13 protein-coding genes are annotated in these 11,855 nt (G+C 74.0%); 6 read left to right on the forward strand and 7 right to left on the reverse strand.

All coding sequences use genetic code 11. The features are described from left to right. Positions 1-156: 156 nt before the first annotated feature. Both E1193_RS24085 and E1193_RS24090 read right to left on the reverse strand, forming a co-directional pair. The gene (locus E1193_RS24085; protein ID WP_207922840.1) at positions 157-621 is read right to left on the reverse strand and encodes a hypothetical protein; all 465 of its coding nucleotides are present in this window, start codon (positions 619-621) and stop codon (positions 157-159) included. A 185-nt stretch (positions 622-806) separates the two neighbouring features. Further along, positions 807-1,676: a PhzF family phenazine biosynthesis protein gene (locus tag E1193_RS24090; RefSeq protein WP_132185459.1), complete on the reverse strand. Its 870-nt coding sequence runs from the start codon at positions 1,674-1,676 to the stop codon at positions 807-809. A 33-nt stretch (positions 1,677-1,709) separates the two neighbouring features. Here E1193_RS24090 and E1193_RS24095 point away from each other — a divergent pair, with 33 nt between their 5' ends. From E1193_RS24095 to E1193_RS24105, 3 genes are all read left to right on the forward strand, one after another. Next, on the forward strand, positions 1,710-2,996 hold the full coding sequence (locus E1193_RS24095; RefSeq protein ID WP_132185460.1) for a CBS domain-containing protein: 1,287 nt from the start codon (positions 1,710-1,712) through the stop codon (positions 2,994-2,996). After that, positions 2,989-3,594 carry a DUF1003 domain-containing protein gene (locus E1193_RS24100; protein ID WP_132185468.1) on the forward strand — a complete coding sequence of 202 codons (606 nt, stop codon included), beginning with the start codon at positions 2,989-2,991 and terminating at the stop codon, positions 3,592-3,594. The genes E1193_RS24095 and E1193_RS24100 overlap by 8 nt, the downstream gene beginning before the upstream one ends. Positions 3,595-3,690: 96 nt before the next feature. After that, positions 3,691-4,839 (forward strand): P-loop NTPase, encoded by a 1,149-nt coding sequence (locus E1193_RS24105; protein WP_132185461.1) that lies wholly within the window; start codon positions 3,691-3,693, stop codon positions 4,837-4,839. Positions 4,840-4,911: 72 nt separating this feature from the next. Here E1193_RS24105 and E1193_RS24110 read toward each other — a convergent pair whose 3' ends face one another. Next, positions 4,912-5,334, reverse strand: a complete 423-nt coding sequence (locus E1193_RS24110; RefSeq protein WP_132185462.1) for a preprotein translocase subunit TatB — start codon at positions 5,332-5,334, stop codon at positions 4,912-4,914. 74 nt (positions 5,335-5,408) lie between these two features. Further along, positions 5,409-6,770, reverse strand: coding sequence for a trypsin-like peptidase domain-containing protein (locus E1193_RS24115; protein WP_207922838.1), 1,362 nt, complete (start codon positions 6,768-6,770; stop codon positions 5,409-5,411). 255 nt (positions 6,771-7,025) lie between these two features. Here E1193_RS24115 and E1193_RS24120 point away from each other — a divergent pair, with 255 nt between their 5' ends. Then, complete coding sequence (locus E1193_RS24120) at positions 7,026-7,634, forward strand: O-methyltransferase (RefSeq protein ID WP_207922839.1); 609 nt, start codon at positions 7,026-7,028, stop codon at positions 7,632-7,634. Between the two features lie 46 nt (positions 7,635-7,680). On the opposite strand, the gene E1193_RS24125 is transcribed toward E1193_RS24120, so the two are convergent. Together E1193_RS24125 and E1193_RS24130 are read right to left on the reverse strand one after the other, a co-directional pair. Next, a complete protein-coding gene (locus E1193_RS24125) occupies positions 7,681-9,153 on the reverse strand; it encodes a leucyl aminopeptidase family protein (RefSeq protein WP_132185464.1) in 1,473 nt (490 codons plus the stop codon). Positions 9,154-9,298: 145 nt separating this feature from the next. Beyond that, positions 9,299-9,466 carry a DUF3117 domain-containing protein gene (locus tag E1193_RS24130; RefSeq protein ID WP_007455245.1) on the reverse strand — a complete coding sequence of 56 codons (168 nt, stop codon included), beginning with the start codon at positions 9,464-9,466 and terminating at the stop codon, positions 9,299-9,301. Between the two features lie 190 nt (positions 9,467-9,656). On the opposite strand from E1193_RS24130, the gene E1193_RS24135 reads away from it, so the two are divergent. Continuing rightward, positions 9,657-10,475 (forward strand): PaaX family transcriptional regulator C-terminal domain-containing protein, encoded by an 819-nt coding sequence (locus E1193_RS24135; protein ID WP_132185465.1) that lies wholly within the window; start codon positions 9,657-9,659, stop codon positions 10,473-10,475. Positions 10,476-10,479: 4 nt separating this feature from the next. Next, positions 10,480-11,271 carry an enoyl-CoA hydratase-related protein gene (locus tag E1193_RS24140; protein ID WP_132185466.1) on the forward strand — a complete coding sequence of 264 codons (792 nt, stop codon included), beginning with the start codon at positions 10,480-10,482 and terminating at the stop codon, positions 11,269-11,271. A 161-nt stretch (positions 11,272-11,432) separates the two neighbouring features. Here the strand turns inward: E1193_RS24140 and E1193_RS24145 are convergent. Next, a partial coding sequence (locus tag E1193_RS24145; RefSeq protein WP_132185467.1) for a hypothetical protein occupies positions 11,433-11,855 on the reverse strand: 423 nt, incomplete at its 5' end.

Below are 11,855 nucleotides of genomic sequence, written 5' to 3' on the forward strand. Positions count from 1 at the left end.
GGCTCGCTCAGCGAGGTGGTCGAGCTGGTCGACCCGGTGTCGACGGTCCGCTGAGGCAGCGCCACCGGCCGGCGGCGGAGCGGTCGCCGGCCGGCGGCGCGGCCGGGCGCGGCGCGGGTCCGGTCAGCGGCGCGGCCGGGCGCGGCGCGGGTCCGGTCAGCGGCGGCGGACCTTGTGAAGGCGGAACGGCTTGCGGGTCGTCCGGACCACGGCGGCCCCGCGCGGCTCCTCGGCGAGGGAGACGTCCGGAAGCGCGTCGGCGGCGTCCGGCGTGCCGGCCGGCAGGAGACGACTCAGGGCACAGCCGTCGGCCGCCCAGCGGGCGACCAGGTCGGCGCTGGGCCCGGGGGCGTTCAGGCGTTTCGCGGCCACCAACGGAGCCGCGGTCTCCCACTCCTCGGTGCCCGACACCAGCCGCGTCACCCGGGCCAGCCAGGTGACGATCCGCCCGCCGTGGTCGCCGCGCAGGGTCACCCGGGCCGCGGTGGCGTCGGCCAGGCCCGGCGCGGTCTGCTCGCCCGGCCCGCTGACCACGACAAGCGTCCCCTCCAGCGGTACGCACCACAGCGCCACCGCCGGGCCGTCGCCGACGCTCACCCAGCAGACGGCGGCCTTCTTCATCGCCTCGTCGACCAGGGGCGTCGACACGGGGGCGTCCACCTCGTCCGTCACGCCGCCATCCTCCCGTACCTCGCCCGGGCCGGACCGGCCCGATCACATGATCGACTCCGCTTGCGGCACGTCGCCGTGTCCCGCCACGCGAACACCAAGCATGCCGCAAAACCGAGGCGCGGCTGGCCGGGACCCTAGCCGATGAAGGGGGGTGCGGCGATCTCGCCGCGCGCCACCGGCACCACCTGACCGGAGACGGTGGCACCGACCGCCACCCCGCCGGCCGCGGTCACCGTGCAGGCCAACGCCGAGGGCCGGCGCAGCTCCACGCCCTGCCGGACCGCGTACTCGGAGCGACCCTCGCCGGGCAGCAGACCGCTGGCCACCAACCAGACACCGAGCCCCAGGGCGGCCGAACCGGTCGCCGGATCCTCCGGCACCCCCATCCCGGGCACGAAGACGCGGGCGTGCGCGGTTTGCGCGCCGGCTTCCCAGGAGAAGACGCTGACATGGTCCAGCCCGTACCGCTCCGCCGCCGCCACGTTCAACCGGGCGCGCGCGACCGCGTCCGGGCGTACCGGAAGGTAGGGGAACTCCAGGCCGCAGCCCGCCACCCGGGGCGCCGGGCCGGTATGGTCGGCCACGTCGAGGCCGACCATCTCCAGCAGCGGTTCCGGGTCGAGTTCCGGGCTGAGGGTGGGCACGCCGCCGGTCAGCGTGGCGCCGGTGGCGGTGACCTCGATCGGCAGCACCCCGGCGCCGCATTCCTGGGTGACCTGCCCCACACCGAACATCCCACGCCGGCTCGCGGTCACCGCCGCGCCGACACTGGGGTGCCCGGCGAAAGGAAGCTCGGCGGCGGGGGTGAAGATCCGGGCCCGGTAGGTGGCGCCGACCTGGGTCGGGGGCAGCACGAACACCGTCTCCGACAGGTTGAACTCCAGCGCGAGTGCCTGCATCTGTTCGGTGGCCAGCCCTTCGGCGCCGAACACCACCGCCAGCGGATTGCCGGCGAACGGGCGGTCGGTGAAGACGTCCACGATCTCGAAGGCCAGGGTCGACATGCCGTTAGACACTAGGCGCTTAGGCTGGTGCCCGTGAGCACGCCGAACCGGGTCTATCTGGCCCGACTCGCCGGAGTTGCCGTCTTCGACCCCAACGGCGACCTGGTGGGACGGGTCCGCGACGCGGTGGGCCGGCTCCGGCCGACGCAGCGCCCGCCCGAGGTGGTGGGGCTGGTCGCGGAGATGCCGATGCGCCGGCGCATCTTCCTGTCCATCAACCGGATCACCACCATCGACGCCGACGCGGTGGTCCTCGGCACCGGCACCCTCAACCTGCGCCGCTTCGAGAAGCGCCCGAACGAGCTGCTGGTGCTCCAGGAACTGCTGGACCGGCGGGTCCAGCTCGAACCCGGCGGCCAGCCGGGCACCGTGGTGGACGTGGCGATGGAACGCAGCCGGGACGGTGAGTGGTCGCTGTCCCGGGTCGCCGTCCGCGAACACACCGGCCGGCTCACCCGGCGGGGGCACCTCCACCAGGTCCCGTGGGACCGGGTACGCGGGCTCAGCGGCATCGCCGACAACCGGGGCACCGCCAACCTACTGGCCGTGCTGGAGGACATGCGCCCGGCCGACCTGGCCAACGCCCTCCAGGACCTGCCCGACGCCCGGCGAAACGAGGTCGCCGCCGCGCTGGACGACGTTCGCCTCGCCGACGTGCTCAGCGAGCTGCCCGAGCACGACCAGGTGGAGATCCTCGCCGCGCTGGACCGGGAGCGGGCCGCCGACGTGCTGGAGGAGATGGATCCGGACGACGCGGCCGACCTGCTCAACGAGCTGCCCCCGCCGGAGCAGGACGTGCTGCTGGACCTGATGGAGCCGGACGAGGCGGACCCTGTCCGCCAGCTTCTCCGGTACGCCTCGGGCACGGCCGGCAGCGTGATGACCTCCGAGCCGGTGATCCTGCCCCCGGACGCCACAGTGGCGGAGGCGCTGGCCCGGATTCGCGAGGAGCAGCTCTCTCCCGCGGTGGCCGCGCAGGTCTTCGTGACCCGCGCCCCGATGACCACCCCGACCGGCCGTTACCTGGGCATGGTGCACTTCCAGCGGCTGCTCCGGGAGCCCCCGGCCGACCTGCTCGGCGGGGTGGTGGTCAACGACATCGACCCGCTCCGGCCGACCACCCCGCTGCCGGAGATCACCCGGCGGATGGCCACGTACGACCTGGTTGCGATGCCGGTGGTCGACCGGAACAACCGGCTGGTGGGCGCGGTCACCGTCGACGACGTGCTCGACCACTCGCTGCCGCGCGACTGGCGGGACCGGGACGCGGTACCAACCCCGGGCGGTGGCGAGGAGACGCTGGATGGCGCGGATGGTTGAGCGCCGGCGGGCCGAACGGCTGGACCAGCCGCGCGAGTCCCGCGTAAAGCTGCCCCGGTTCGACCCCGAGGCCTTCGGCCGTTGGTCCGAGGGGATCGCCCGGGGCATGGGCACCGCCAACTTCATCGTCTACATGACCGTGGTGATCACGGCCTGGTTCCTCTGGAACACCCTGGCCCCGCCGAATCTGCGCTTCGACCCGTACACCTTCACCTTCCTCACCCTGGTGCTGTCGCTCCAGGCGTCGTACGCGGCCCCGCTGATCCTGCTCGCGCAGAACCGGCAGGCCGACCGGGACCGGGTGGCGCTGGAGGAGGACCGGCGCCGGGCGGCCCTGCAGAAGGCGGACACCGAGTACCTGGCCCGGGAGATCGCCGCGCTGCGCGTCGCGATGGGCGAGGTGGCCACCCGGGACTTCCTCCGTTCCGAGCTGGCCCGGCTGGCCGAGGAGCTGGACGAGGCGGCGCACCGGCGGCAGCGGTTGGAGCGCCGGCAGCAGGAGCGGGCGGCCCACCGCTCCGGTGGGCCGGATCCGCTGGACGAGCCCCGCGACGAGCTGGACGGCGACTACGCCCGCGACGGGCGCCCGGAGAGCTGAACCGGCCGGCCCCACCCGCCCGGCGCGGCGATCGATTGGCTCACACCGGTCGCCGCGGCGGCGGGGACGGATCGCCGCCGACGTAACATTGCCGGCATGTCAGCACCCGTCAGCACCGTCTCCGACGCGATCCAGGCCGCCCTGGCCACCGTCAACGACCCGGAGATCCGCCGCCCGATCACCGAGCTCGGCATGGTCCGCTCCGCCGTGGTCGGCGACGACGGCGTCGTCCGGGTCGAGCTGCTGCTCACCGTGGCCGGCTGCCCGCTGAAGGACAAGCTGCGCAACGACATCACCGCCGCGGTGGGTGCCGTACCCGGCGTGACGGGCGTCGAGATCGAGTTCGGCGTGATGAGCCCCGAGCAGCGGCAGGCGCTCCAGACGAAGCTGCGTGGCGGCGCGGCGTCCCAGGAGCCGGTGATCCCGTTCGCCCAGCCCGGCTCCCGCACCCGCGTGTACGCGGTGGCCAGCGGCAAGGGCGGCGTCGGCAAGTCCAGCGTGACGGTGAACCTGGCCGCCGCGCTGGCCGCCCGGGGCCTCTCCGTCGGCGTGGTCGACGCGGACATCTACGGTCACTCGGTACCCCGGATGCTCGGCGCGGACGGCAAGCCCACCCGCGTCGAGGACATGATCATGCCGCCACAGGCACACGGCGTGAAGGTCATCTCGATCGGCATGTTCACCCCGGGTAACGCGGCCGTGGTGTGGCGTGGCCCGATGCTGCACCGGGCGCTGCAGCAGTTCCTCGGTGACGTCTACTGGGGCGACCTCGACGTCCTCCTGCTGGACCTGCCTCCGGGCACCGGCGACATCGCCATCTCGGTGGCCCAACTGCTGCCCAACGCCGAGATCCTGGTGGTGACCACCCCGCAGGCCGCGGCCGCCGAGGTCGCGGAGCGGGCCGGCGCGATCGCCCTGCAGACCCATCAGCGGGTGGTCGGCGTCATCGAGAACATGGCCTGGCTGGAGCTGCCGGACGGCTCGCGGATGGAGGTGTTCGGCTCCGGTGGCGGCCAGGCGGTCGCCGACTCGCTGAGCCGGACGATCGGCGCACAGGTGCCGCTGCTGGGGCAGATCCCCCTCGACACCCGGGTCCGGGAGGGCGGCGACGCCGGTACGCCGATCGTGCTGGCCGCGCCGGACGCTCCCGCCGCGAAGGCGCTGGGTGAGGTCGCCGACCGACTCGCGGTGCGCCGCGAGTCGCTGCTGGGCAAGCCGCTCGGCCTCAAGCCCGCCGGCCGCTGAAGGCCCGCCGGCCGCTGGGATTCCCGCCGGCCGGTCCCAGGCACGACGCCACCTGACCCGGAAACCGCCGGGTCAGGTGGCGTCGTCGTAGCTGCGGCGGGGAGCCGGGGCCGGCGCGTCGCCGGTGGCGGTGGCCGGGCGGCCGGTGTCGGAGCGCAGGTCGACGGCCTTCGCGACGTCCTTCAGCTCGTCGTGCACGCCGGTGATGTCGGCGCGGAGGTTGTCGTAGACACCCTGCAACGGCTTGCGGATCGCCGCCTCGTCCTCCTCGCTGAGCAGGTGCTTGCGGATGAACGCCTTCGGGTGCAGGTCCTCCAGCTGGATGTCGGTGCCCAGCTCGCGGCTCAGGTCGCCGGTGGCGTTCCGGGCCATGTTGCGCAGGTTGCGCACCATCCGCAGACCGTCGCTGATCACGTTGGGCAGCCGGTCACCGAAGATCAGCAGCGCCAGGAGCAGCAGCGCAACGATCTCCCACCAGTTCAGGTTGTCGAGCACTGCTGGGCCTCCTCGTCACCGTCAGGCCAAGACTACGCACGTCGACCGGCTGCCCGGGAGGGGGTGACCGGTCCTCACTTGGCATCTGCGGCGAGCGTCACGGAGGCGTTCTGCTGGCTCGCGCCCCGCCGGTACTCCACCGTCACCACCGAACCGGGGGCGAACTTGCGGACCAGCGCGATCAGGTCGGTCGGCTCGGTCATCGGCCGGCCGTTCAACCGCAGGATCACGTCCCCGGCCTTGAGGCCCGCGCCGGCCGCCGGACCGGACGGCTCCACCGCCGCCAGCCGTACGCCCGCTCCGCCGGTAGCCGACCCGGCGCCGCCGACCTGGGCCCCGATCACCGTGCGGCGGGCCTTGCCGGTGCCGATGATGTCCTGGGTGATGCGCTTGGCCTGGTTGATCGGGATGGCGAAGGCGAGCCCGATGTTCCCCGCCTCCTGCCCCTCGGCGACCAGGGACTTGATCGTGGAGTTCACCCCGATCACCCGCCCGGCGGAGTCGACCAGCGGGCCGCCGGAGTTGCCGTGGTTGACCGCCGCGTCGGTCTGGATCGCCGCGTAGTAGCGCACCGGGCCACCCGGCTCCCCGGCCTGCATGGTGCGGTCGAGGGCGCTGACGATGCCGGCGGTGACCGTGTTGGCCAGCGACAGCGGCGAGCCGACGGCGAGCACCGGGTCACCGACGGCGAGCGCGTCGGAGTCGCCGAACTCGATCGGCCGCAGCCCGTTGCGGCTCACCTTGATCACCGCGATGTCCGACTCCGGGTCCTGGCCGACAACGGTGGCCGGGGCGGTGCTGCCGTCGTTGAAGACCACGCTGGCCCGGCCGCCCCTCCCGACCACGTGATCGTTGGTGATCACGTGCCCGTCGGCGCTGACGATGAAGCCGGAGCCCTCGCTCACCCCGCCCAGGCCGACCACCCGGACGGTCACCACGCTGGGCAGGACCTTCTCCGCGACCCCGGCCAGCGACTCGGGGCGACGCTGGGCCAGCCCGGGGGCGTCGGCGGGCCGGGCGCCGAGGATCACCCCGCCGCCGGCCCCGCCGCGCACCGCGAGGGCATACCCGAGAGCACCGCCGAGCGCCCCCGCGAGCAGCGCGGTGATCAGCGGGATCAGCAACAGTTGGCGCAGCCTCGGTCGGTCGGGCGCGTCCGGGTCACTGACCGGCTCGGGCGCCGCGCCGGCCGCCGGCGCGGTCGGCAGCACCACGGCGGCGGGCGCGTACGGGTCGCGCCACGGGTCGGCGAGCGCGTCGGACCACCACGGCGACGCCGTGCCGCCGCCGGCACCGGGGGACGCCGGCGAGGACCCTGCCAGCGGCGGTCCCGTCGGCGGCCCCACCGGCGCAGGGTTTGTCGGCGGCCCCACCGGCGCAGGGTTGCTGCCGGGCTGGCGCCAGTCCCAGCCGTCGGTCACGTCGGTGCCTCCCACTCCGTCCCCGGATCCCCCGTACGGCGCGACGCGGCGGCGGGTACGCCACGGGGGACACCGCTTCCAGGATTGCACGGATGGACCGGGATCGAGCCGGCTCCGGCGGTCGTGATCGTCATCGCCGGACGGGGCGGCTGCGCCGCGCCGGTCCCGCCTCTAGGCTCACAGTGCCAACCCGCCCCTCGCACCACTCCCGCCGCCCGGAGGTGTCCCATCGCCACGGCCGCCAGTTCCGGCACTCCGACGGCGCAGACGTTGCAGTTCGCCGAGTCGTACGTCGGCGAGGACCTCGTGCTGCGGACCGCCCGTGCCCTCGCCCGTGAGGTGGGCCTCGACGCGGTGACCCCGGGCGCCGGGGCCGCGCTGCGCCTTCTCGCCGCCGCCGGGAACGCCCGTGCGGTGGTGGAGATCGGCACCGGCACCGGGGTCAGCGGGGTCTGGTTGCTGCGCGGGATGCGGGCCGACGGGGTGCTCACCACCATCGACGTCGAGGTCGAGCACCAGCGGATCGCCCGGCGTATCTTCGTCGAGGCCGGCTTCCCGTCAGGGCGTACCCGGATCATCACCGGCCGGGCGCTGGACGTGCTTCCCCGGCTCGCCGACGGCGCGTACGACCTGGTCTTCGTCGACACCGAGGCGACCGGCTTCGCCGCGTACGCGGACGCCGCGCTGCGGCTGCTGCGCCCCGGCGGGGTGCTCGCCCTCAACGGCGCCCTGGCCAACGGGCGCATCGGCGACCCGGCTGCCCGGGACGCCGAGACGGTCACCGTCCGGGAGACGGTGAAGGCGATCCGGGAGTCCGAGTACTGGACGCCGGCGCTGCTGCCGGTCGGGCCCGGCCTGTTGGTCGCGGTGAAGTGCTGACCGCTCGCCGCCATGCCTCCGTCGCCTGCCGGGCGGCGGCGGCCGGTCACCGCAGCGTCGCCAGCCAGCGCAGCAGCCCGCGTACGCCCCAACCGGTCGCGCCCCGGGTCAGCTCGGCGTCGTCGCCGTCGGACCAGGAGGGCGCGGACATGTCGATGTGCAGCCAGCGGTCACGCAGGTCGCCGGTGAACTCGCGGAGGAAGAGCGCGGCGGTGACGGAGCCCGCCCCGGCGTCCGGTGAGCTGTGCAGGTCGGCCAGATCGCTGCTGAGGTGCTCGACGTAGTCGGCGGGCAGCGGCATCCGCCAGGCCGCCTCACCGGCGTCCTCGATGGCGGCCAGCAGGTCGGCGGCGAGTTGGTCGTTGTCGCTGTAGAGCGCGCCGTGCCGCTTGCCGAGCGCGACCGCGTTGGCGCCGGTCAGGGTGGCCAGGTCGACCAGCAGGTCGGGCGCCAGGTCGCGGGCCGCGTACGCCATCGCGTCGGCGAGCACCAGCCGCCCCTCAGCATCGGAGTTGGTGGTCTCGCTGGTCAGGCCGCCGTAGTGGCGGACGATGTCGCCGGGGCGGAACGCGGAGCCGCTGACCATGTTCTCGGCCAGCGGGGCGAGGGTGGTGACCCGGACCCGCAGGCGCAGCGCCGCCGCGCCGAGGGTCGCCGCGACCACGGCGGCGGCCCCGGCCATGTCCTTGCGCATCAGCTTCATCGCCGGCACCGGTTTGATGGAGATGCCGCCGGTGTCGAAGGTGATCCCCTTGCCGACGAGCACCACGTGGGTACGGGCGCCGGCGGGGCGCCAGTCCAGCTCGACGAGGCGGGGGCCGCTGGCCGAGCCGCCGCCGACGGCCAGGATGCCGCCGAAGCCCTCGGCGGCCAGTTCCTCCGGGCCGCGTACCCGCAGGTGCAGGTCGGGAAGGTCGGCGGCCGCCTCGACCTGGGCGGCGAACCACTGCGGGTTCTTGACGGACGAGGGAGCGTTGGTCAGGTCCCGGGCGAAGCGGGTCATCCGGGCGGTCGTCTCGGCGACGGTGACCGCCTCGCGCTGTGCCTCCGGGTCGGCGACGAGCAGCTCCACCCCGGCGAGCGCGGGCGACTCGTCGGCGTCGGTCATCCGGAACCGGTACGCGGCGAGCTGGAGCCCCTCGACGAGGGCGCGGACCGCGTCGCTGTCGACGTCGGCCGGGAGCGCGACCGTGATGTGCGTCTCATCCCTGGCGGCGCGGGCGAGGGCCGCCCCGGCGGTCCGCCAGCTTCTGCCGGCGCCGTCGCCGACGCCGAGCAGCAGCAACCGTTGCGGGGTGCCGCCGGGGCGAAGGTGGGCGAAGGTCTCGCCGGCCCGGCCGGCGAGCCGGGTCGCGGGCAGCAGTGTCGTCGCCTCCGCAGAGACCTCGTCGGGCAGGGCCACCCCGGTCGGGGCCAGCATCGCCGGGGCCGTACCCCCGTCGGTCGTGGCGCCGGTGCGGACGGGCAGGACGAGGGTATCCAGCCGGTCGGGGTTGGCTGTGAGACGGATGGCGAGCACGCTGGGCCGTACCTCCGGTGATGATCGTGGGCGCGGGGCGTGTCGGCCCCGCGTACGGGATGTGAAGACCCTGAGCCACCGGGGTCTCCGGTGGCTCAGGGTCTCGACGAGCCATCCGCGCGGCGCCGCGCGGACCGTTGGTCGGTCAGCCGGCGGCCGCCTTCAGCGCGTCACCGAGCGCGTTGGCCTCGTCGGGAGTCATCTCGACGACGAGCCGGCCACCGCCCTCCAGCGGGACCCGCATGACGATGCCCCGGCCCTCCTTGGTGACTTCCAGCGGACCATCGCCCGTCCGCGGCTTCATCGCCGCCATGTTGTCTCCCCTCAGACCTACACCAGGGTCGGTGGGTTGCCCCACAGCCACTTCGCCATGACCACCCGCAAGATACGCGGGGGCGTCGACCAAGGATTTTCCCTGATGAACACCGCCGGACCCAAACCGAAGCAGCATTGATGTAACAGCACCTAGCTTATCCTGGGTAGGCCTGTCACAATGTGCGGTCATGCAGGCACGGTCGGCACTCTTCGACCTGTACGGCGACTACCTCCGGCCGAGGGGTGGCCGCGCGCCGGTCGCCGCCCTGGTCAAGCTGCTCGCGCCGCTGGGGATCGCGCCCCCGGCAGTGCGCACGGCGGTGTCCCGGATGGTGCGCCAGGGGTGGCTCGATCCGCTCCGCCTGGCCTCCGGGCCCGGATATTCGATCACACCGAAGGCCGCCCGGCGACTCGACGAGGCGGCGGCCCGGATCTACCGCACCGGACGGGTCACCTGGGACGGCCGGTTCGACCTGTTGGTGCTCCGGACCCCGCCGTCGCGACGGGACCGGCAGCGGCTCGCGGCCAACCTCAGCTTTCTCGGCTACGGAACCCTCGACGAGCACACCTGGGTGGCCACCCGGGCCAGCGAGGACGTCGACCTCCTGCTGGAGGAGGCCGGCGTGTGTTACGAGCGGTTCACCGCCGCGCACGTCGCCGGCACTCCGGGGGCGATGGGGGTGGTCCGGCGGGCCTGGGACCTCACCGAGATCGGGCACGCGTACGAGCGGTTCGTCGCCGAGCAGCGCCCGCTGCTGACCGGGGTGACGGTGCGCAGCGGTGACGAGGAGGCGTACGCGGCCCGCTTCCGGCTCGTGCACGCGTGGCGTACCTTCCTGTTCCGGGATCCGCAGCTGCCGCCGGCGCTGCTCCCGGAGCGCTGGCCCGGCGTCGCCGCGGCCGGTTTCTTCGACCGGCACGCGGCCCGGCTGCGGCCGGCTGCCGACCGGTACGTCGAGCAGTGCCTCGACGCCACCAACCGCACCGCCCGACAGAAGGGTCGTTGAGAACGTGACCGAGCCGCTGCTCGTCGACCGCACCGATGCCGTGGTCACCCTGACGCTGAACCGCCCCGCGGCGATGAACTCGCTCGACGTGGCGCTGAAGGAGGCGCTCCGGGACACGCTGGCCCAGTTGGAGACCGACCGTTCCTGCCGGGCGGTGGTGCTGGCCGGGGCTGGCGGGCAGTTCAGCGCCGGGCAGGATCTCCGCGAGCACGTGCAGGCCCTCAGGTCGACCAGCGCGAACCCGTTGGACACGGTGCGGGCGCACTACAACCCGATCGCCGCCCGGCTGGCCAACCTACCCAAGCCGGTCGTGGCCGCGGTCCGCGGGATGGCCGCCGGGGCGGGCGCCTCGCTGGCGTTCCTGGCCGACTTCAGGATCGGCGGGCCGAGGACGAAGTTCCTGATGGCGTTCGCCGGGGTGGGACTGGCCGCCGACACCGGCGCGTCCTGGACGCTGCCCCGGCTGGTCGGTCACGCCAAGGCCGTCGAGATGCTGATGCTCGCCGAGCCGGTGGGCGCCGAGGAGGCGTGCCGGCTGGGCCTGCTCACCCGGCTGGTCAACGACGACGAGGCGGTGTTGCCGGCCGCGCAGGAGCTGGCGACCCGGCTGGCCGCCGGCCCGACCGTCGCGTACGGGGCGATCAAGCGGCAGCTCTCCATCGCCGACGCGGGCACCCTCGCCGACGCCCTGGCCGCCGAGGCCCAGGCCCAGGCGATCTGCGGCGCCACGGCCGATCACCGTTCCGCCACCGAGGCTTTCGTCGAGAAGCGCAGCCCCACCTTCGAGGGCCACTGACCCTGGCGTGCACCGGGGCCACGCAGCCGCCGTCGACGAGACGGTGTGGCCGGTGGTCCTCGCGGCGTCGTCCGAGCGGAGGAGGAGGTCCACGCCCGCCACGTCGTCAGGGGTGGGATGGCGGGCCGCGGGTCGAACGGCTCCATCCGAACCTGGATGGCCTAGTCGTCCTCCTCCGGATCCTGGTTGGCCTCGGCGCCCAGCACGAACGCCTGCATGGCCAGCTCGTCTCCTGAGGGCGAGACGAACGTGGGCAACTCCCCCGGGCCCAGCTCCCGCACGTACGACCAGAACAGCCGTACCGCCTCGGCCCGGGTGTCCGCCTCGATGGGCAGGTCCAGGCTGACCAGCCAGGTACGGCGGGGTGCCGGCGGGCCGAGCCGGTCGACCAGTTGCCCGTACACGACCGGGTCGAGCGGGCTGACCGGGCCGCTGACCCCCACCTGCTCGGCCGGAACCGGCTCGTCGAAGGCTCGCCGGATGTACGTCACCACCAGCCCGTCACCAATCCGGTTGACCCGCCCCAGGGCCACCAACCGGGGCGGCGAGTCCGCCAGCACGGCCACCGGGTCGCCGGGATGCGG

Source organism: Micromonospora sp. KC606, assembly GCF_004348675.1.
In the GTDB taxonomy this organism is placed as follows: Bacteria; Actinomycetota; Actinomycetes; order Mycobacteriales; family Micromonosporaceae; genus Micromonospora.

Coding starts and splice junctions, on each gene's coding strand:
- E1193_RS24105 (WP_132185461.1), top strand. CDS start 3,691: ATGTCAGCACCCGTCAGCACCGTCTCCGACGCGATCCAGGCCGCCCTG.
- E1193_RS24100 (WP_132185468.1), top strand. CDS start 2,989: ATGGTTGAGCGCCGGCGGGCCGAACGGCTGGACCAGCCGCGCGAGTCC.
- E1193_RS24085 (WP_207922840.1), bottom strand. CDS start 621: ATGAAGAAGGCCGCCGTCTGCTGGGTGAGCGTCGGCGACGGCCCGGCG.
- E1193_RS24090 (WP_132185459.1), bottom strand. CDS start 1,676: ATGTCGACCCTGGCCTTCGAGATCGTGGACGTCTTCACCGACCGCCCG.
- E1193_RS24130 (WP_007455245.1), bottom strand. CDS start 9,466: ATGGCGGCGATGAAGCCGCGGACGGGCGATGGTCCGCTGGAAGTCACC.
- E1193_RS24135 (WP_132185465.1), top strand. CDS start 9,657: ATGCAGGCACGGTCGGCACTCTTCGACCTGTACGGCGACTACCTCCGG.